The 20,158-nt window shown below is 73.5% G+C and carries 18 protein-coding genes and 1 riboswitch; of the genes, 5 read left to right on the forward strand and 13 right to left on the reverse strand.

Annotated elements, in window-relative coordinates; genetic code table 11:
* Positions 1-163 precede the first annotated feature (163 nt).
* The 4 genes from ACIG87_RS06720 to pdhA form a co-directional block, all read right to left on the reverse strand.
* On the reverse strand, positions 164-1,843 hold the full coding sequence (locus tag ACIG87_RS06720; protein WP_396848839.1) for a right-handed parallel beta-helix repeat-containing protein: 1,680 nt from the start codon (positions 1,841-1,843) through the stop codon (positions 164-166).
* Positions 1,844-2,068: 225 nt separating this feature from the next.
* A complete protein-coding gene (locus ACIG87_RS06725) occupies positions 2,069-3,421 on the reverse strand; it encodes a dihydrolipoamide acetyltransferase family protein (RefSeq protein ID WP_396848840.1) in 1,353 nt (450 codons plus the stop codon).
* The gene (locus ACIG87_RS06730) at positions 3,418-4,434 is read right to left on the reverse strand and encodes an alpha-ketoacid dehydrogenase subunit beta (protein ID WP_396848841.1); all 1,017 of its coding nucleotides are present in this window, start codon (positions 4,432-4,434) and stop codon (positions 3,418-3,420) included. The genes ACIG87_RS06725 and ACIG87_RS06730 overlap by 4 nt, the downstream gene beginning before the upstream one ends.
* On the reverse strand, positions 4,434-5,639 hold the full coding sequence (gene pdhA, locus ACIG87_RS06735) for a pyruvate dehydrogenase (acetyl-transferring) E1 component subunit alpha (RefSeq protein ID WP_396849233.1): 1,206 nt from the start codon (positions 5,637-5,639) through the stop codon (positions 4,434-4,436). The genes ACIG87_RS06730 and pdhA overlap by 1 nt, the downstream gene beginning before the upstream one ends.
* Before the next feature lie 72 nt (positions 5,640-5,711).
* On the opposite strand from pdhA, the gene ACIG87_RS06740 reads away from it, so the two are divergent.
* Positions 5,712-6,221: an Lrp/AsnC family transcriptional regulator gene (locus ACIG87_RS06740; RefSeq protein WP_396848843.1), complete on the forward strand. Its 510-nt coding sequence runs from the start codon at positions 5,712-5,714 to the stop codon at positions 6,219-6,221.
* A gap of 100 nt (positions 6,222-6,321) precedes the next feature.
* Here ACIG87_RS06740 and ACIG87_RS06745 read toward each other — a convergent pair whose 3' ends face one another.
* Positions 6,322-7,293, reverse strand: a complete 972-nt coding sequence (locus ACIG87_RS06745) for a DNA polymerase domain-containing protein (protein WP_396848844.1) — start codon at positions 7,291-7,293, stop codon at positions 6,322-6,324.
* Between the two features lie 189 nt (positions 7,294-7,482).
* On the opposite strand from ACIG87_RS06745, the gene ACIG87_RS06750 reads away from it, so the two are divergent.
* Entirely contained in the window at positions 7,483-8,103 is a 621-nt protein-coding gene (locus tag ACIG87_RS06750; protein WP_396848846.1) for an L-threonylcarbamoyladenylate synthase, read from the forward strand.
* 12 nt (positions 8,104-8,115) lie between these two features.
* On the opposite strand, the gene ACIG87_RS06755 is transcribed toward ACIG87_RS06750, so the two are convergent.
* Positions 8,116-8,661: a hypothetical protein gene (locus tag ACIG87_RS06755; protein WP_396848848.1), complete on the reverse strand. Its 546-nt coding sequence runs from the start codon at positions 8,659-8,661 to the stop codon at positions 8,116-8,118.
* A 109-nt stretch (positions 8,662-8,770) separates the two neighbouring features.
* On the opposite strand from ACIG87_RS06755, the gene ACIG87_RS06760 reads away from it, so the two are divergent.
* Together ACIG87_RS06760 and ACIG87_RS06765 are read left to right on the forward strand one after the other, a co-directional pair.
* Positions 8,771-9,502 carry a histidine phosphatase family protein gene (locus tag ACIG87_RS06760; RefSeq protein WP_396848850.1) on the forward strand — a complete coding sequence of 244 codons (732 nt, stop codon included), beginning with the start codon at positions 8,771-8,773 and terminating at the stop codon, positions 9,500-9,502.
* Entirely contained in the window at positions 9,486-10,355 is an 870-nt protein-coding gene (locus tag ACIG87_RS06765; protein ID WP_396848851.1) for an NAD(P)H-hydrate dehydratase, read from the forward strand. The genes ACIG87_RS06760 and ACIG87_RS06765 overlap by 17 nt, the downstream gene beginning before the upstream one ends.
* A 228-nt stretch (positions 10,356-10,583) precedes the next feature.
* On the opposite strand, the gene ACIG87_RS06770 is transcribed toward ACIG87_RS06765, so the two are convergent.
* Positions 10,584-11,453, reverse strand: coding sequence for a metallophosphoesterase family protein (locus ACIG87_RS06770; protein WP_396848853.1), 870 nt, complete (start codon positions 11,451-11,453; stop codon positions 10,584-10,586).
* A 180-nt stretch (positions 11,454-11,633) separates the two neighbouring features.
* Positions 11,634-11,723: riboswitch (ZMP/ZTP riboswitch) on the forward strand.
* 18 nt (positions 11,724-11,741) lie between these two features.
* Between ACIG87_RS06770 and ACIG87_RS06775 the strand changes: the two genes are divergently transcribed.
* Positions 11,742-13,178, forward strand: coding sequence for a glycine hydroxymethyltransferase (locus ACIG87_RS06775; protein WP_396848855.1), 1,437 nt, complete (start codon positions 11,742-11,744; stop codon positions 13,176-13,178).
* Positions 13,179-13,354: 176 nt separating this feature from the next.
* On the opposite strand, the gene ACIG87_RS06780 is transcribed toward ACIG87_RS06775, so the two are convergent.
* From ACIG87_RS06780 to ACIG87_RS06805, 6 genes are all read right to left on the reverse strand, one after another.
* Positions 13,355-13,606 (reverse strand): hypothetical protein, encoded by a 252-nt coding sequence (locus ACIG87_RS06780; protein WP_396848857.1) that lies wholly within the window; start codon positions 13,604-13,606, stop codon positions 13,355-13,357.
* 132 nt (positions 13,607-13,738) lie between these two features.
* Complete coding sequence (locus ACIG87_RS06785) at positions 13,739-15,058, reverse strand: PLP-dependent aminotransferase family protein (protein WP_396848859.1); 1,320 nt, start codon at positions 15,056-15,058, stop codon at positions 13,739-13,741.
* A 4-nt stretch (positions 15,059-15,062) separates the two neighbouring features.
* Positions 15,063-16,415: an alpha-hydroxy acid oxidase gene (locus ACIG87_RS06790; protein ID WP_396848861.1), complete on the reverse strand. Its 1,353-nt coding sequence runs from the start codon at positions 16,413-16,415 to the stop codon at positions 15,063-15,065.
* Complete coding sequence (locus tag ACIG87_RS06795; RefSeq protein WP_396848862.1) at positions 16,408-17,451, reverse strand: alpha/beta hydrolase; 1,044 nt, start codon at positions 17,449-17,451, stop codon at positions 16,408-16,410. Before ACIG87_RS06795 ends, ACIG87_RS06790 begins: the two co-directional genes overlap by 8 nt.
* 10 nt (positions 17,452-17,461) lie before the next feature.
* A complete protein-coding gene (locus ACIG87_RS06800; RefSeq protein ID WP_396849234.1) occupies positions 17,462-18,682 on the reverse strand; it encodes a cytochrome P450 in 1,221 nt (406 codons plus the stop codon).
* Between the two features lie 61 nt (positions 18,683-18,743).
* The gene (locus ACIG87_RS06805; protein WP_396849236.1) at positions 18,744-20,030 is read right to left on the reverse strand and encodes an SGNH/GDSL hydrolase family protein; all 1,287 of its coding nucleotides are present in this window, start codon (positions 20,028-20,030) and stop codon (positions 18,744-18,746) included.
* Positions 20,031-20,158: the final 128 nt, after the last annotated feature.

Below are 20,158 nucleotides of genomic sequence, written 5' to 3' on the forward strand. Positions count from 1 at the left end.
CCTTGGCCACATTCTGTACGGCGTTTCTCGGGCCAGGTCGTGCTTTTCGGGGAACCGGGCGGGCAGCGCCGGGCGTATGGGCCCGAGCGATGCCGGACGGGGCCGAGAGGCGCCGATGTCCGGGATCGCCGGCGCCGGGTCGCCCCGGGCCGCCGACGACCGGTCAGTCCCAGTCCTGGTCGCCGTGGTTGCGAGCCCAACGCCCACCGACCGGCGGGGTGTCCAGCCGGATGGCCGCCACCGAATTGCCGGCCAGGTCGTTGTCCTCGACCCGGCAGCCGACACAGCTGCCCCGCGCGGTGATCCAGAGCCCGTGGGTCTGGGTGTGTTCGTCGTGGTTGTCCCAGATCCGGTTGCCCCGGACCGTCGCCGAGTCGAACGCCGCGTTGATCGCGATCCCGGCCCGGGTCGGCGGCCCGGCGGGCAGCTCGTACGGGGTGCCCGGCAGGGGGGTGTCCCCGCTCCACCCGGTGTACGCGTCGGGGCGTACCGGGGCGAGGGTCAGCTCGGTGGCGCTGTTCGCGGCCACCACCGCGACCCGCCGGCCGACCCGCAGCACCTTGCCCCGGTGGCTGTCCTGCGCCCAGTTCGCCGACCGGTCGACCAGGGACCGTTCGCTGTAGCGGACCGACTCACCACCACCGCTGGACGCGTCGGCGCACTGCCGACCGTTGTTGCGGATGCGGTTGTCGATCAGCATCGCGTCGGTCATCGGGCGGTCCACCCGGATCGCGTCCAGGCCGTTGCCCCAGAACTCGTTGCTCTCGACGACCACGTCCTGCGCCGGATGCGGGTAGCCACGGCCCAGGTCGTGCTCGTGGTAGCCGTACCCGCCGTTGCTGCTGATCCGGTTGCCCCGCACCGTGTACGGCCCCGGGGTGTTGCCCATGCTGATCCCGTCACGCACGTTGCCGTCGATGACGCAGTCGGTGAGCAGGCCACCCCGGCCGGCGACCCCGGCGGTGCCGTTGCCCGAGACGTCGTAGCCGGCCTCCAGGTTGCCGGTCATCGTGCAGCCGGTGACGATCAACCCGTCGGCGCCCCAGTCGGAGATGCCGAACCGGTTGGCCTGGCTGTGGCAGCCGATGATCCGGTAGCCGCGCGGCGGCGTCCAGTAGTCCTTCTGCAGTTCGAGGAAGATGCCGTTGGTGCCGTTGGCCAGGGCGGTGCAGTTGGCGATGGTGAGCCGCTCCATGTCGCCCCACCCGCCGATGCCGATGCCGATGCCCGCGCCGCCCATCTCCTCGCCGTTGTCCAGCCGGCCGCAGCCGACCACCACCACCCCGTCGACCAGGGTGTCCTGGAGGAAATCGCAGCCCAGCCCGCTCGCTCCGGTGTGGTGGATGTAGAGGTTGCGGAACACCCCGCGCACCACGTACTGCAACCCGAGGCCCTTGGCCAGGTAGTTGTACTCGGCCAGGGCCACCCCGGAGCCGTCGATCTCGAAGTCGGCGAAGGTGCAGTCGGCGATGTGCCGGTCCCGGTCCGCGCCGTGCTGGAGCACCGTCCAGAACGCCAGCGGCGTCGGGTCGGTCCGGTTGCCCTCGTTGCTGAGCAGGAACCGGGTGGCGGCCGGACCGGCGCCGATCAGCGACACCCCGCTACGCCACACCGTGCCGGCGTCCCGGATGGAGTAGATGCCCGGTGGGCAGTAGATGACCCGGGCCCGCCCGTCGGCCGTGTAGCCGTCGCCGAGCCGGTCCACCAGAGCGGCCAGCGCCGGCTGGTCGTTCGTCACCCCGTCTCCGGTCAACCCGTAGTCGTGGGCGTTGCACCACAGCGGGGCACCGGCCACGGGCGGCCGGCGGTCCCGCACGGCGACGGGCAGACCCTGGTACGGCACGGGTGACTCCTCTCGGCGGTGCGTCCACGACCGACGCGGCAGGTCCGCGACCGACGCGGTGCGTCCACGACCGGCGCGGCGTGTCCGCGACCGACGGCGGGTTCCCGGCCCGTCGACCCGAAAACCCCACCGGCCGACCGGCGGTCCGGACGAAGCGGACGAACGCCCGACGGGCCGACGGAGCCGGTCACCCCACCCAGGGGTGACCGGCTCCGGGCGTACCGCTCAGACGTTCGCCACCAGCAGCGCCGGCTGTTCGACGCAGTCGGCGACGTGCCGCAGGAAACCCCCCGCCACCCCGCCGTCGCAGACCCGGTGGTCGAAGGTGAGGCTGAGCTGGGTCACCTTGCGGACGGCCAACTGCCCCTCGACCACCCACGGCTTGTCCACGATCCGCCCCACGCCGAGCAGCGCGGCCTCCGGGTGGTTGATGATCGGGGTGGAACCGTCCACCCCGAACACGCCGTAGTTGTTGAGGGTGAAGGTGCCACCCGTGAGCCGGGCCGGCGGCAGGGTACCGGCGCGGGCGGCGGCGGTGGTCTCCGCCAGCGCGGCGGCCAACTCCCGGGTGGTGAGCCGCTGGGCGTCGCGCAGCACCGGGACCAGCAGGCCCCGGTCGGTCTGCGCGGCGATGCCCAGGTGCACCCCGCTCGACTGGACGATCCGCTGCCCCTCGGTGTCGACGTGCGCGTTGAGCTGCGGGAACCTCCGCAGGCCGCTGAGGCAGATCCGGGCCAGCAGGGCCAGCACACTGACCGGGGCGTCCGGGGTGGCCGCGTTGATCGCCGCCCGGGTCGCCAGCAGCGCGGTGGCGTCCGCGTCGACCCAGATGGTCACCTCGGGGATCTCCCGGCGACTGCGGGAGAGCTTGTCGGCGATCACCTTACGGATGCCGGTCAGCGGGATGACGACGTCCTGCCCACCGGTCGGGGCGGGCGCGACGTGCGGGGCAGGGACCGACCGGTCCGGAACGACGGCGAGCCGGTCCGGCGGGGTGTCCATCGCCGCCTCCACGTCGCCGCGACGGATCACGCCGCCGGGGCCGGTGCCGCGCAGCGCACCCAGATCCACACCGTGTTCCCTGGCCAACCGGCGCACGATCGGCGAGATGACCAGGGCGGACGCCCCGGCGGGGGCAGCTTCGACGACGGGTTCCGGGGCTGCGGCCGGCCGGGGCCGGCGGCGGCGTCGGGCGGTGCCGCCGTGCCCGGTGCCGTACCCGATCAGCACGTTGCCGGAGCCGGCCCGTTCCTCTTCGCGGTAGGTGGCGTGGCCGGCGGGCTCGTCACCGCCGTCCAGCGGCGCGATGGTGATCAACGGTTGGCCGACCGGGCGGACCTCACCGACCGCGCCGTGCAGGGTGACCACCCGCCCGGCGTACGGGCAGGGCACGTCCACCACTGCCTTGGCGGTCTCCACCTCCACCACGCTCTGGTCCACGGTGACCACGTCGCCGACGGCGACCCGCCACTGCACGATCTCGGCCTCGCCCAGCCCCTCGCCCAGGTCGGGCAGGAGGAAGACCTGCGCGCCGGTGGGGCCGGCGTCCGGGCCGGTCGGGACGGTACGGGCGCTCACGCCGCGCTCCCCTGGGCGAGCCAGCGCGGATCTGGCCGGTCGTCCCACTGGAGGCGGGCCACGGTGTCGAGCACCCGGTCCACCCCGGGCAGGTGGGTGTGTTCCAGCATCGGCGGCGGGTAGGGGATGTCCATTCCGGAGACCCGCAGCACCGGGGCGTGCAGGGCGTGGAAGCAGCGTTCCTGGACCCGGGCGGCGATCTCCGCGCCGACTCCGGCGAAGCCCTGCGCCTCGGTGATCACCACGCACCGGCCGGTGCGGCGTACCGAGGCGGTGATCGTGGCGTCGTCGAACGGCACGATGGTCCGGACGTCGACGACCTCCAGATCCCAGCCCTCCTCGCGGGCGGCCTCGGCGGCCTCCAGCGCCACCGGCACCGCCGGGCCGTACGCGACCAGGGTGGCGTCGGTGCCGGGCCGGCGGACGACGGCCCGGCCGATCGGCGCGGTACGGCCGGGCAGCTCGGCCTCGGCGCTGGCGAAGTAGAGCTTCTTCGGCTCCAGGAACACCACCGGGTCGGGGTCGGCGATCGCCTCCCGCAGCAGCGAGTACGCGTCCGCGACGGTGGCCGGGGTGACCACCTTCAGCCCGGGGGTGTGCGCGTAGTACGCCTCGGACGAGTCACAGTGGTGCTCGACGCCACCGATGCCGCCGGCGTACGGCACCCGGATGACCATCGGCACGCTCAGCGCGCCCCGGGTGCGGTTGCGCAGCTTGGCCACGTGCGAGGCGATCTGCTCGAACGCCGGGTACGCGAACGCGTCGAACTGCATCTCGACCACCGGTCGCAGCCCGGACATGGCCAGGCCGACGGCGAAGCCGACGATGCCGGCCTCGGCGAGCGGGGTGTCGAAGCAACGCTTGTCGCCGAACCGGGCCTGCAACCCGTCGGTGATCCGGAAGACCCCGCCGAGCTGCCCGACGTCCTCACCGAAGACGAGCACCCGCTCGTCGTCGAGCATCGCGTCGGCGAGCGCGGCGTTGAGCGCCTTCGCCATGGTCATGGTGGCCATCAGGCGTCCCCCTCGCTCGCCCGGTCGGCGGCCAGCTCGGCGCGCACCTGTTCGCGCTGCTCGACCAGCTGCGGGGTCGGCTCGGCGTAGACGTGGTCGAACAGGCTGAGCGGGTCGACCACGGGCTGGCCGTTCATCCGCGTGCGCAGGTCGCCGGCGTACGCCTCGGCCTGGGCGGCGATCGTCGCGACCGCCGCGTCGTCCAACTCGCCCCGGTGGCGCAGGTACGCCTCCAGCCGGGCGACCGGATCCCGGTCCCGCCACGCCTCGACCTCCTCGGGGTCGCGGTAGCGGCTGGCGTCGTCGGCGTTGGTGTGCGCCTCCATCCGGTAGGTGTGCGCCTCGACCAGGTACGGCCCGTGGCCGGCACGGGCGTGCGCGACGGCGCGGGTGAGCACCGCGAGGACGGCCATCGGATCGTTGCCGTCGACCTGTTCGCTGGGCACCCCGTAGCCGACGCCCTTGTAGGCCAGGCTCGGCGCGGCGGTCTGCCGGGACAGCGGCACGCTGATCGCGTACTTGTTGTTCTGCACGAAGAAGACGACGGGGGCCTTGAACACGGCGGCGAAGTTGAGCCCCTCGTGGAAGTCACCCTCGCTGGTGGCGCCGTCGCCGACGAAGGCCAGCGCGACGGTGTCCCGCCCCTGGTAGGACTCGCCGTAGGCCAGCCCGGCGGCATGCACGCACTGGGTCGCCAGCGGGGTGCACTGCGGGGCGGTGTGCACCACCGTCGGGTCGTACCCGCAGTGCCAGTCGCCGCGCAGCAGGGTGAGCGCCTCGACCGGGTCGATGCCCCGGGCGATCAGCGCCATCGACTCGCGGTAAGTGGGGAAGACCCAGTCGTCGTCGCGCAGCGCGAGCACCGCGCCGACCTGGCACGCCTCCTGGCCGCGCGAGGACGGGTAGACGGCGAGCCGGCCCTGCTTGGTCAGGGCGGTGGCCTGCGCGTCGAACCGGCGGCCGACGACCATCCGGCGGTACATCTCGCGCAGCGCCTCGATCGGCGGCTCGGGCAGGTCGGCGCGGGCCGGCAGCGGGGTGCCGTCGGGGTTCAGCAGCCGGACCGGCTCGACCTGCGGGAGCAGGCCGGCAGTCGGCTCGGGACCGACCGGGGTGGCCGGTCGACGGGTACGCGGGGATGCCCTGCGGACCGCCTGGGGTGTGGTCGTCACGGCGGGGACCTCCTGGACGTGTGGTGGCCCTATGCTCCTGCCGATGGATGATTGACTCAACATCCCGATGGAACGCGGGACGATTGGCCTACTGAGGAGTATCTTGTGAACCAGGAGACCACCCCGCCACCGGGCCCACCGGGCGGAACGGGACGTTCGGCCGCCGCCGCCCTGGACGAGGTGGACCGACGGGTCCTCGACGAGCTGACCCGCGACGGCCGGCTGTCCATCCGTACCCTCGCCGAGCGGGTGCACGTCTCGCGCACCAACGCGTACGCCCGGGTGGAGCGGCTGCTGCGCGACGGGGTAATCACCGGGTTCCGGGCCCGGGTGGCACCGGAACCGGCCGGACTGGGCACCTCGGCGTACATCGCGCTGACCATCCAGCAGAACAGCTGGCGGGAGGTCTCGGCCGAGCTGGCCCGGGTGCACTACGTCGAACACGTCGCGCTGCTCAGCGGCGAGCACGACGTGCTGGCGCTGGTCCGGGCACCGGACAACGCCACCCTGCGGGACGTGGTGCTGGACCGGGTGCAACGCATCGCCGGGGTGCTGTCCACCCGAACCTGGCTGGTCTTCGAGGAATTCGACGGCACCCGCAGCCCGTGGGCGTAGCCCGGCCGGACACGGGGCTGGGCCTGCGTCCGGCCCGGCGCGGCGTCGGCGAGCCGGTGTGCGCACGGGTGAGCAGCGCACCGTGCCGAGGGTGGCGCGGTCAGCGTTCCGGTGGTGCCTCCAGGCCGTCGCGGTCGGCGAGGTCGAGCAGCGGCACCAGCGAGAACCGGCGCTCGTCCAGGCCGGCGTGCGGATCGCCGCGTTCGGCGAACCGGGCCGGCATGCTCACCACGTCGAAGTCCTCGGGCCGCGCATCGTCGAGCTCGGCCCACGCCAGTGGCGCGGAGACCAGCGCCGCCGGAGTCGGCCGGATCGAGTACGCCGAGGTCATGGTGTGGTCCCGGGCCATCTGGTTGTAGTCGACGAAGACCGGCCGGTCCCGCTGGTCCCGCCACCAGGTGGTGGTGACCAGGTCGGGTCGGCGGCGCTGCATCTCACGGCCGAGTGCGAGCACGGCCCGCCGGCAGTCGCCGAAGCTCCACCTCGGCTCGATCGACAGGTAGACGTGCAGGCCACGCCCGCCGGTGGTCTTGGGGTAGCCGACCAGGCCCAGCTCGGCGAGGAAGGCCCGGACCTCGTGCGCCACCGGCACCACCTGGTCGAAACCGACGCCCGGCATCGGGTCCAGGTCGATCCGGAGCTGGTCGGGGCGCTCGACGTCGGCCGCCGTCACCGGCCAGGGATGGAACCGCAGGGTGCCCAGGTTGGCCGCCCAGATCACCACCGCCAACTCGCTCGGCGCGACCTCGTCGGCGGTACGACCGCTGGGGAAGGTGAGATGCGCCGTCCGTACCCAGTCGGGGGCGCCGGCCGGCAGCCGCTTCTGGTAGAAGGCGTCACCCCGGTTGTCCTGCCGGGTGCCGATCTTCGCCCCCTCGAACACCCCGCGCGGCCAGCGCTCCAGCATCGTCGGCCGGTCCCGCAGGGCGCGCAGGATGCCGTCGCCGACGGCCAGGAAGTAGCCGACCACGTCCCGCTTGGTCAGCCCGCGCTCGGGAAAGTAGGGCTTGTCGGGGCTGGAGATGCGGACCAGCCGCTCCCCCACCTGGATCTCCTCGGCCGCCGTCGCCACGCTCTCACGGTAACGGTCACCACCGACACCCGGCGGCGGCTCACCTCGGCCACCGGCATCGGACCGGCCCCGGGCCGCCCGAGGCTGCGGGCGACGCCGGGACGACGGGTGTGACATGTCGAGCTGGGCGCGCGGGGTGCCCCGGGCTCGCCGGCAATCGCCGGACGGTCCCCCACTAGGCTCGCCGCCATGGCGACCTACCTCGACGTACACCCGGAGAACCCGCAGCCCCGGACGATCGCCCGGGTGGTCGACCTGCTGCGCGCCGACGGCCTGATCGCCTACCCGACGGACTCGTGCTTCGCGCTCGGCTGCCAACTGGGCAACCGGGACGGCCTCGACCGGATCCGGGAGATCCGGCAGCTGGACAGCCGGCACCACTTCACCCTGGTGTGCCGGGACTTCGCGCAGCTCGGCCAGTTCGTGCACATCAACAACGCGGTGTTCCGGTCGCTGAAGGCGGCCACTCCCGGCAGCTACACCTTCATCCTGCCGGCGACGAAGGAGGTGCCGCGCCGGCTGCTGCATCCGAAGAAGAAGACCGTCGGGGTACGCATCCCCGACCACCCGGTGGCGCAGGCGCTGCTGGCGGCGCTGGGTGAGCCGCTGGTGTCGAGCACCCTGCTGCTGCCCGGCGAGACCGAACCGATGACCCAGGGCTGGGAGATCAAGGAACGGCTCGACCACGCGATCGACGCGGTGATCGACTCCGGCGAGTGCGGCACCCTGCCCACCACCGTGGTCGACTTCTCGCAGGACGAGCCGGAGATCGTCCGCTACGGTGCCGGCGACCCGAGCCGCTTCGAGTAGCCGCGTCCGGGGTCAGCGCGTGCCGGGACCGGCCGACGGCAGCGGCAACGGCTCCACGACCGGGTCGCCGACCCGGGCGGAGTGGGCGGGCGCCGGCCGGTCGGGTTCCGGGGTGCGGCTGTGCCGACGGCCCGCCCCCACCGGCCCGGTGTGCCGGGCCACCTCGCAGGTGACCAGGTGGATCGGCGGCGGCGGCGCGACAAACCGCCCCGGCCCCCAGCGCACCCAGAGCGCGACCCGGCCGGCTGCGGCCTCCGCCGTCAGCTTCTCCCAGGTCCGCCGTCGGTCGGTGTGGTCGACCTCGACGACCACGGGCGGCCCGTCGCGCCGGGCACACGCCACATCCAGCACCGACCGGCGGTCCGTCATCGGCGGGGGCAGCGGCAGGACGCTCGCCGCCCGGCGATAGGAGCGCCAGCCCTGCTCGGCAGCCCAGGCCAGCACGGTGTCGATGATCCGCGCGGTCACCTCGTCGGTACCCAGGTCGACGAACTCGAGCCGGGTCAGCCGCTCGGTGAGCGATGCCGCCAGCCGTTCACCGTCCGCCGCGCCGTCCACCCGGGCAGGGTATCGACCCACCGGCGACGGGCCGACCCCGGGCGCGCCTCCCGGCGACGGGCAGAGTCGGCGCGGTTACCCGGGTCGTACCGGGGGTAGGCATGAGGCCATGGCGGAACTGGCGGCGCTGTGGATCGTCCGGCACGGTGAGAGCACGGCGAACGTCGCCGCCTCGACTGCCGAGTCGACCGGCGCCGAGCTGATCGACCTGACCCATCGGGACGCCGACGTGCCGCTCTCGGCCACCGGTGAGCAGCAGGCTCGGGCCACGGCCCGCTGGCTGGCCGGCCTGCCGGCGCAGCGTCGACCGGACGTGGCGGTGGTGTCGCCGTACCTGCGGGCGGGGCGGACCGCCGAGCTGGCGTTGGCCGGCACCGGCATCCCGGCCAGCGTCGACGAGCGCCTGCGCGACCGCGAGCTGGGCATCCTCGACGGGCTCACCGGGCACGGGGTGACCCGCCGGTTCCCCGACGAGGCGGCCCGGCGGCGACGGCTCGGCAAGTTCTACTACCGGCCGCCGGGCGGCGAGTCCTGGACCGACGTGGCGCTGCGGCTGCGTACCCTCCTCGGCGACCTGCGCCGCGACCACCAGGGGCGGCGGGTGCTGCTGTTCGGGCACGACGCCCTGGTGTTCCTGCTCCGTTACCTGGTGGAAGGGCTGACCGAGGCGGAGCTGACGGGGCTGACCCGGGAACACCTGATCGCCAACTGCTCGGTGACCGGCTGGTCGGCCGACGCCGCCGGCCGGCTCACCCTGGACACCTTCAACGACGTCACCCATCTGCACGCGCAGGGCGCCCCACCCACCACGGAGGACGAGGTCCATGCCGAACCGGTCTGACACCCGGGTCATCACCCCGGGGTTGCTGCGGGACTGGGCACTGCCCGTACCCACCGGCGGCAAGGAGAACCGGGGAACCGTGCTGGTGGTCGGGGGCTCCCGGTTCACCCCGGGAGCGGTGTTGCTGGCCGGGGTGGCCGCGCTGCGCGCCGGGGCGGGCGTGCTGCAACTGGCCGCCGCCGAGTCCACCGCCGCCGCGTTGAGCATCCAGGTGCCCGAGGCCATGGTGGTCGGCCTGCCCGAGACCTCCGACGGCGCGGTCGCCGGTGACCCGGGTGACCGACTCGGTGACCTCGTCGAGCAGGCCGACGTGGTCGCCGTCGGACCCGGCCTCAACGACATCGACCAGACCCGCGCGCTGCTGCACCTGGTGCTGACGGCAGCGAGGCCGCAGACGGCGCTGGTCTTCGACGCGTACGCGCTGGGAGCGCTCAGCCACGAACCGGACCTGCTGGTCGGCGCGGACCGGCGGGTGGTGCTGACCCCGAACCTCACCGAGGCGCGGCACCTGCTCGGCCGCGATCCCGGCGACGACCTGGACGCCGAATCCCGCGAACTGGCCCGCCGGTACGAGGCGGTGGTCTCCCTGTACGGCCACGTCGCCACCCCCGACGGGGAGGGCTGGCGGGAGGAGAGCGGCGACGCCGGGCTGGGCACCTCGGGCAGCGGCGACGTCCGGGCCGGGCTGCTCGCCGGACTGCTCTCCCGGGGCGCCGAACCGGCCCAGGCGGCCTGCTGGGCGGCCTGGGTGCACGCGGTGAGCGGGCAGCGGCTGGTGCCCCGGTTCGGCAGGATCGGGTTCCTCGCCCGCGAGTTGCTCGACGAGATCCCGCACACCATCGCCACCGTGTGACGGTCGCCGGTGCCGCCAGCCGGCTCGGCCTGGGTGACCGCCGATCAGGCCGACAGCGACGACCCTCGATCCCACCGCAGCCCGCCGACTGGGCGCGGCGACCGACGAGCTGGTCACCCGTCTCACCGCCGCCCCCGGCTGCTGACCCACCGCCACACACTCCGTGCCACCGCCTGGGCCGGGTCGAACCAGCGGGGTCTCGACCGGCCGATCAGACCCCGCAGCGGTTCACCAGGCGGTCACCGGCCTGCCGTCGGGCTCCGGCAGGATCCGCCGCACCCGACCCGGGGGCAGCCGCCGCTGCCGCCATTCCCGGGGGTAGCCCACCGAGACCTCCTCGAACCGCACCCCGTCCTTCCAGGTGGTGCGCGGAATGTGCAGGTGGCCGTAGACCACCGCGCGGGCGGCGAACCGGCGGTGCCAGTCGGCGGTGCCGTCCGTCCCGCACCACTGCGCGAAGATCGGGTAGCGCAGCACCTCGGTCGGATGACGGTCCAACGGCCAGTGGTTGACCAGCACCGTGGGCAGCGCCGGGTCGCGGGCCGCCAGCCGGCGGGCGGTCTCCGCCAGCCGGGCCGCGCACCACTCCTGCCGGCTCCGGTACGGGTCGGGGTGCAGCAGGAACTCGTCGGTGCAGACGATCCCGGTCCGGTGCGCCTCCGCCAGGGCCGCCTCCCGGGTGTCGAACCCCGGCGGTCGCCAGCTGTAGTCGTACAGCAGGAACAGCGGGGCCACCAGCGCGGGACCACCCGGGCCCCGCCACACCCGGTAGTCGTCCTCGGGGGTGACCACGCCCAGTTCCCGGCAGCGCCGCACCAGCAGCTCGTAGCGCGCCACCCCGCGCAGGGTCACCGGGTCGGCCGGCGGGGTCCACAGCTCGTGGTTGCCGGGGGCCCAGATGACGGTGTCGAAGCGCCGCGCGAGCAGGCCGAGCGCCCACTCGATGTCGGCGACGGTGTCCGCCACGTCACCGGCGACGATCAGCCAGTCCCGTGGCGACCCGGGCCGCAGCGCCTCGACCAGGGCACGATTCTCCGCGTACCCGACGTGCAGATCGCTGATCGCGACCAGACTTCCCTCGATGTCCTCCCCCAGCATCCGCCGATCGTACGCAGTCGATCGCCCGGCGTGGGACATCGGCGCTGTCGGCGCAACGGCGGTGGCCGTCCGTCGGTGCCGGTGCCGGGGACACCCGATCTCCGCACAACCGGAGAACCCGGCCGTTGCCGGGTGCCGGAGGTGCTCCCGGACAACCCCGAGGGCCACCCGGTAGGATCGTCCTCGGGCCGTGACTGGCGCGTGGGGATGGAGCACCATCGGGAAGCGGCCCCGTCACGAGGACGCACGCCGAGCGCCTGGGCCTTCCGCACGTCACCTGGAGGTCGCATGTCGCTGAACGCCGAATCCACCGCCTTCCGCAGCGCGCTCGAGGTGATCCGTGCCGTCGAGCCCCGGGTGGCCGACGCCATCGGCGCCGAGCTGGCCGACCAGCGCGAGTCGCTGAAGCTGATCGCCAGCGAGAACTACGCCTCCCCGGCCACCCTGCTGACCATGGGCAACTGGTTCAGCGACAAGTACGCCGAGGGCACCGTCGGCCGTCGCTTCTACGCCGGCTGCCAGAACGTCGACACCGTCGAGTCGCTCGCCGCCGAGCACGCCAAGGAGCTGTTCGGGGCCGCCCACGCGTACGTGCAGCCGCACTCCGGCATCGACGCCAACCTGGTCGCGTTCTGGGCGATCCTGGCCGATCGGGTGGAGTCCCCGGCGCTGAAGAGGGCCCAGGTACGCCAGGTCAACGACCTGACCGAGGCGGACTGGTTCGCGCTGCGCCGGGAGCTGGGCGACCAGCGGATGCTGGGCATGTCGCTGGACGCCGGTGGCCACCTCACCCACGGGTTCCGGCCGAACATCTCCGGCAAGATGTTCGACCAGCGCAGCTACGGCACCGACCCGACCACCGGGCTGATCGACTACGACCGGGTCGCCGAGTCGGCCCGGGAGTTCAAGCCGCTGATCCTGGTCGCCGGCTACTCGGCGTACCCCCGGAAGGTCAACTTCCGGATCATGCGGGAGATCGCCGACTCGGTCGGGGCCACCTTCATGGTCGACATGGCGCACTTCGCCGGTCTGGTCGCCGGGAAGGTCTTCACCGGTGACTTCGACCCGGTGCCGCACGCGCACATCGTCACCACCACCACGCACAAGTCGCTGCGGGGCCCGCGCGGCGGCATGGTGCTCTGCGGCCCGGAGCTGGCCGACCAGGTCGACCGGGGTTGCCCGATGGTGCTCGGCGGCCCGTTGCCGCACGTGATGGCCGCCAAGGCGGTGGCGCTGGCCGAGGCGCGTCGGCCCGACTTCGCCGACTACGCCCAGCGGATCGTCGACAACGCCCAGGCGCTCGCCGAGGGGCTGCTGCGTCGGGGCACCACCCTGGTCACCGGCGGCACCGACAACCACCTGGTGCTGCTCGACGTCTCGGGCTACGGCCTCACCGGCCGGCAGGCCGAGCAGGCGCTGCTCGACTCGGGCATCGTCACCAACCGCAACGCCGTCCCCCAGGACCGCAACGGTGCCTGGTACACCTCGGGCATCCGGATCGGCACCCCCGCGCTGACCAGCCGGGGTCTCGGCACCGCCGAGATGGACGTCACCGCCGAGCTGATCCACACCGTGCTCAGCCAGACCACGCCGGGGGCCAACGCCGACGGCACCCCGTCGAAGGCCAAGTACGTCCTCGACCCGGCGGTCGCCGACAAGGTCAGCGAGCAGGCCACCGACCTACTCGCCGCCCACCCCCTCTACCCCACCATCACCCTGACCTAACCCCACCCACCCCACCCCCACCCACCCCACCCCCACCCCACCCCCACCCCACCCCCACCCCACCGCGCCCGTTGATCAAGAGGTTTCGGTCACGAAACCTCGTGCCGGTGACCGAAACCTCTTGATCAACTCGGGATGGCGGGGGCGGGGCGGGGGCGGGGCGGGGGCGGGGGGGGTCAGGGTAGGGGGCGCTTGAGGTGGTAGCGGTGGACCTCGGTGCTGCCCTGGACGTTGTTGACGTCCTCGGCGGCGGAGACCAGCTCCCAGCCCTCCCGGCCGACCCGGTTGAGGTGGGCGATGGCGGTGTCCCCGTACGCGGTGACATCGGTGCGTGATCCGTCCGGGCCGTACCAGACGAACGAGACGTGGAACTGGCGTCCCTGCCCCTGGTAACGGCGGACCAACAGGGCGTACTCCCAAGCGACCATGCGTCCATTATGGCCAATGGATCATCCCGGGCGCAGCACGGGGGGTGGCGGTTCGGCGACACCGAGTGGAGGCCGCCAGGGGGTACGGTCGCCCCGGGGCGGCCCGGGAGAGGCGACCGACCGGGGTGACGGTCAGCCGGCGGGCAGGGCGGCGCGGGCCAGTTCCTCGGTGATCAGGGCGGCCAGCCGGTCCAGGCCGAGGTCGATCTGCTCCAGGGTGACGGCGCTGACCGACAGCCGCAACGCGTCGACCGGTCGGCCGTCGCCGTAGAAGTGCGCCATCGGCGTCCAGAGCACCCCGAACCGCTCGGCGGACCGCCGCAGCAGCGCGTCGTCGACCGGGAACGGCACGGTGACCACGACGAAGAACCCACCGGCCGGGGCGTTCCAGCACACCGGCGAGCCGGCCGGGAAGCGCCGACGCAGGCCGGCCAGCAGGTGGTCCCGGTTGCGGGTGTACGCCGCCCGCTCCTGCCGGTTCGCCGCGACCAGCGAACAGTCGTGCTCCAGCAGCGCCCCGCCGATCATGGCCTGGGCCAGCGGGGAGGTGTTCACCGAGACCATGCTCTTGATCTTGGCGAGCTGGTCGGCGAACAACCCCACGACGCCGTCGGCGCCGGCGACCCGTTGGTCGGCCACCAGGTAGCCGATCCGGGCGCCGGGCAGCACCGTCTTGGCGAACGAGCCGAGGTAGACCACCCGACGGGCGGTGTCCAGCGCCTTCAGCGTCGGCGTCCGGTCGGCGTCCCCGGCCGGGAAGAGTCCGTAGGGGTTGTCCTCGATCAGCAGCAGGTCCTCCTCGGCGGCCAGGTCGAGCAGCCGCCGCCGATCGGCCAGCCCGATGCTGACGCCGGAGGGATTGGCGAAGTCCGGCATCACGTAACAGGCCCGGGGGCGCAACCCCTCGTCCCGGGCCCGGCGCACCTGGGCCCGCAGGTCGGCCAGGTCCACCCCGGTCGGGCCACCGACCACCGCCCGGACCGGCAGGTCCACCAGCCGGGCCGCGCCGGTCAGCCCCACGTACGTCGGGGCGACGGCGAGCAGGACGTCGGCCGGGCCGGCCCGCAGCGCCCGCAGCACCAGCAGCATCGCCTCCTGGCAGCCGACGGTCACCACCACCGCCTCCGGGTCGACGTGGACGTCCTCGTCGACGGCGAGGTTGCGGGCGATCAGGTGGTGGATGATGCCCTTGGTCCGGCCGTACTGGAACAGGGTGCGGCGGACCTGCTCGGGGTGCTGCCCGAGGTCGTCGGCGAGGTGCCGGCGGAACCGGTCCAGCCAGCGACCCGGCGCGTCGTCGTCGAAGAACTCCTCGTACGGCCGACCGGCGGCCAGCGACACCGCGTCGGGCCAGTGCTGCGAGACCTCGTTGAGGAAGTTCATCGAGTTCAGCGCCGGGTCGTCGACGGCCGGGTGCAGGGTCGCCAGGTCCAGGTCCACCGGGTGGTCCAACGGGTCAGCCTCCGGTCAGGGTGCGCAGCCGCCGGGCCTGCGCCGGGTCGGCACAGCCGGTCAGGGTCAGCGCGTCGCGCAGTTCGACGGCGAGCAGGTCGAGGGCGGCCCGCGCTCCGGACCGGCCGCCGGCCGCGAGGGCCCAGAGCAGGGGACGGCCGAGCAGCACCCCCGTCGCGCCGAGGGCGAGCGCACGCAGCACGTCGGTGCCGGACCGTACCCCGCTGTCCAACAGCACCTCGACCCGGTCACCGACGGTCGCGACCACCTCGGGCAGCACGGTGGCGGTGGCGGGCGCACCGTCGAGCTGCCGGCCGCCGTGGTTGGAGACCACCACGGCGTCCACGCCGACGTCGGCGGCCCGGACCGCGTCGCGCGGGTCGAGGATTCCCTTGACCAGCAGCGGCAGCCGGGTGCGGTCCCGCAACCAGGACAGGTCCGCCCAGGTCAGCGCGGGGGCGAAGGCGGAGTCGGTGTGCGCCGCGATGGCGGACACCCCGGGCGTGCCGACATGTGCCAGATCGTCCCGGCCAGCGGGCAGGTTGGCGGCGGTCACCTCCGGCGGCAGCGCGAAGCCGTTGCGGACGTCGCGCAGCCGCCGGCCGAGCACCGGCACGTCAACGGTGACCATCAACGCGGCGCAACCGGCGGCGTGCGCCCGGTCGAGCAGCTCGGCGACCAGACCCCGGTCGCGCAGCCAGTAGAGCTGGAACCAGACCGGCCCGTCGGTGGCGACGGTGACCTCCTCGATCGGGGTGCTGCTCAACGTGCTGAGCACGTAGGGCACCCCGGCCGCGCCGGCCGCCGCCGCGAGGGCCGGTTCGCCGTCCGGATGCAGCAACCGCTGGTACGCCATCGGCGCGACCGCCACCGGCATGGCCTGGGCGCGGCCGAGCAGCACCGCGTCGGTGCGGGGCTGCTCCACCCCGGTGAGCACCCGGGGAAACACGGCGACCCGGTCCAGGGCGGCCCGGTTGGCGGCGAGGGTGGTCTCCACGCCGCTGCCCCCCGCCACGAAGTCCCAGATTCCGGCCGGGAGCACCGCCCGAGCCAGGTCGGCGAAGTCGGCCAGGGCGACCGGTGGCCGGTCGACGTCGCCGAACCCGCCGGCCACGACCACCGTGGACGCCCCCTGCGACCCGCCTGCGGCGACCGCCGTCGGGGCGGTCCCGCGGGGAGCCGCCGCCTCGGCGGTGACGTCGGTGATCGCGGTGGGGGTGGCGTCGGTGATCGCGGTGGGGGTGGCGGCGGAGCCGGCCGTGACAGCGGTGGTCGCAACGGTGGGGGTGGCGGCAGTGCGCGCCGGGACGGTGTCGTCGGCGGTGGACGGGACACCGGGGCGGGTGGGGTCAGGCATTATGCACCCCTGCGGTGGGGACCGCCGGGGCGGGCAGCCCGAAGACCTCCCGCAGGAAGGCGGCGGCCTCGTCCTGGGCACGACGGCCGGCGTCGAAGACCCCGGGCATGGCGAAGAACCCGTGGATCATGCCGGGGTAGCGGCTCGCCCGCACCGGCACCCCGGCCTCGCGTAGCCGCTGCGCGTACCGCTCCCCCTCGTCGCGCAGCGGGTCGTGTCCGGCGGTGATGACCAGGGCCGGCGGCAGGCCGGCCAGGTCGTCGGCGAGCAGCGGCGAGGCCAGCGGGTCGGCCGCGTCCGCCGGGTCGGCCAGGTAGTGACCGCGGTACCACTCGACGGAGTGCCGGTTGAACAACAGCGGGTCCTGATCGTCGGCGGGACGACCGTCGACATCCCGGCTGTCGACATCCCGGTCGTCGGCGGGACGACCGTCGGTGTCCCGGCCGTCGGACCGGGCGGCGGCCCGCTGGTCGGTGTTCGGGTAGATCAGCAGCTGCCCGGCCAACCGGGGGCCGCCTTCGGCGCGGGCCAGCAGGGTCACCGCCGCCGCCAGGTTGCCACCGGCGCTGTCCCCGCCGACCACCAGTCGCTCCGGGTCCACCCCGAGGTCGGCGGCGTGCTCGGCGAGCCACCGGGTGGCGGCCTGGCAGTCCAGCACGGCGGCCGGGAACGGGTGCTCCGGGGCGAGCCGGTAGCCGACCGTCACCACCTGGCAGGGGGTGGCGTTGGCCAGCCGGCGGCAGATCCCGTCGGCGGTCTCCACGCTGCCCAGCGTCCAACCGCCACCGAAGAAGTAGACCAGGGTGGGCAGCGGCCCGTCGCCGGCCGGCCGGTGCACCCGGACCCGCAGCTCACCGGCGGGACCGGGGACGGACGTGTCGCGTACCTCGTGGACCGGCTCGACGTCGCCGCCGCCGGCGCGGATCGCGGCGAGGTCGGCGGCACGGGCCTCGGCGAGGGTCTGGGTGTACAGCGGTGGGATGCCGGCGGCGGCCCGCGCGGCCCGGTACGCCACCACCTGGGGGTCGAGGGACATGGGGTGGCTCCTATCCGCCGGTGGTGACGAAGAGCTTGTCGATGCCGCGCAGGAACAGGCTCCCGCTGTAGTCTGCCTCCTGGCTGACCGCGAGCCGGGGGAAGCGGGCGAAGAGCCGGGGCAGCCCGAGCCGGCCCTCCAACCGGGACACCGCCGAACCGAGACAGAAGTGCGGACCGACGCCGAACGCCAGCGACGGGGGGCCGTCGCGGCGCGGGTCGAACCGGTCCGGCTCGGGGAAGCGACCCGGGTCGCGGTTGGCGCCGGCGATGATCAGCAGCACGTTCTCGTCCCGGGCGACCGGCACGCCGCCCAGCTCGGTGTCCCGGGGCGCGGCGCGGGCCAGGAAGTGCACCGGGCTCTCCAGCCGCAGCACCTCGTCCACGCAGCCCTGGGCCAACGCGTCGTCGCCGGGCAGCGCGGCCACGGTGTCCGGGTGGGCCAGCAGCACGGGCAGGCCGTTGCTGAACATGTAGACGGTGGTGACGAAGCTGGCGTTGAACAGCACGATCAGGTTGCTGATCAGCTCTTCCTCGGTCAGGTCCACCTCGCCGGAGTCCAGCGCCTCGACCAGCCCGGAGATCAGGTCCTCGCCGGGCTGGCGGCGGCGGTGGGCGATCAGGTCCCGGTACAGCGCACGCAGCTCCTCGGCGGCCTGGTTGGCCAGCGCCAACCGCTGCGGGGTCTTGCCGGCCACGTCGAGGTACTCGTCGATCCAGTCGACCCGCTGCCGGTACCAGGCCAGCTCGGCCTCGGGCAGGCCGATGAACTCGGCCATCACCAGCGCCGGCACCGGATAGGCGAAGTCCGCGACGAAGTCGACCTCGCCACCGTCGGCGCCGGCGTCGGCCATCCGGTCGAGCAGGGTGTCGACCACCCGGAGGATCACCGGCTCCAGCGCGCCGAGCCGGCGCGGGGTGAACGTCCGGGCGAACACGCCGCGCATCCGACCGTGGTCGGGCGGGTTGACGAACATCATGGACGACTGGAAGGTGCGCAGGATCTCCTGGTCCTGCCAGCCCGGTGGGGCCTGCTTGTACCACTCCGGGTCGCGCAGCACCTGGTCGACCAGGTCGTAACCGACGGCCACCGCGCTGATGGTGCTGTGCTCCGGGCGGGTCGGCAGGGCGCTGATCGGCCCGTGCTCGTGCAGGGCCGCGTACCACGGATAGGGGTGCTGCCGGCCGGCTTCGCTGTAGAGGCCGGTCAGGATCTCGTCGACGTCCACGATGGTGCTTCCTCCCCAGGAATGACCGGTGGGGCGGCGGGTCACCCCCGCCGCCCCACCGGTGTCACAGACCGAGCAGTCGAAGTGGCACGGCGTCCGCCAACGCCTGGTTGCCGGCGTCGTTCGGGTGGATGTGGTCGCCCGAGTCGTACGCGGGCAACAGCCGGCTCGGCTGCGCCGGATCGCGCAGCACCGCGTCGAAGTCGAGCAGGCCGTCGAACTCGGCCGCCCCCGGTCCACGCAGCCAGGTGTTCACCGCCTGCCGGGTGGCGTCCTTCTCCGCCGTCCACACCCCCGGGTTGCCGTGTCCCTCGTACGGGGTCAGGGTGACGGCGAGGCTGCGCAGGCCGCGCGCCTTGGCCTGCTTGTTGATCTGCCGCAGCGAGGCGATGATCCGGTCGGCGGAGTCGTCGGACATCCAGATGTCGTTGATGCCGAGGTGGGTCACCAGGGTCTTCACCCCGGTCTGCGGGAAGACGTCCTCGTTGAGCCGGGCCAGCGCGTTCGGACCCAGCTCGTAGTAGCCGGGGAAGCCCCCCGCGCCGGGCTCCGTGCCCTCGTGGTTGAGCCGGTTGCCGGCCAGGCTCAGATTGAGCACCCCGGGGGTACGCACCTCCGGGCGGGCCTGGACGAGCCGGCCGGCGAGCAGCTCCGGCCAGCGCTTGTTGGCGTTGACGGTGCTGCCGTTGCCGTCGCCGATCGAGTCGCCGAGGATCACCACCGCGCCCGGGGTCTGGGGGCGCAGCACGTCGATGCCGGACAGGAACATCCAGCAGCAGTCCGGCCGGATGGTGAAGCCGGTGCCGTCGGCGGCGGTGGTCAGGTCGTTCGCCCCGATGAACGTGGTGACCTTGGACTGGCCGTGGAAGGTGACCGGCCCGGTGAGCACCGGGAAGTGCAGGGTGACGATCAGGTCCTCCTGCTCGGCCACCCGGTAGGTCAGCGGGTCGCTGAGCAGCTCAGCGCCCTTGTTCATGGTCGCCGAGGTGGACCCGCCGAACTTCAGCTCGCGCAACGTGCCGGGCAGGATGTCCGACCGGTCGGTCACGGTGGCGGTGTTCGGGCGGGCCACGGTGGCGTGCCCCACCTGCACCGCCTGCTCGCCGTACAGGTTGCTCAGCCGGACCCGCAGCCGGTCACCACCGACGGTGGTGCGCACGGTCATCCGGATGCTCTGGTTGTTCAGCCCGGTGTTGGTCAGCCCGACGGTGTTGCCCCGGGTGACCGCCGCGGCCCACGTGCCCGCCCACTCCTGCCGGGCGGCTGCCCGGCCACTGTCGGAGTCGGACGGTCCGGCGCTGGCCACCACCGCCGGGGCGCTCACGACCAGCAACGCGGCCGCGGACGCTATGACCTGCCATCTCTTCGGGGTCGACATTGAACCTCCATGGTTGGCCGCCCAGGGCCGGCGTCCATCGACGACACCGCCCGGACGATGGTCCAGAAACCTAGCCGCGACCTCTGACAGGCGTCAATCGA

Source organism: Micromonospora sp. NPDC051925 (genome assembly GCF_044548625.1).
Taxonomy (GTDB): domain Bacteria; phylum Actinomycetota; class Actinomycetes; order Mycobacteriales; family Micromonosporaceae; genus Micromonospora.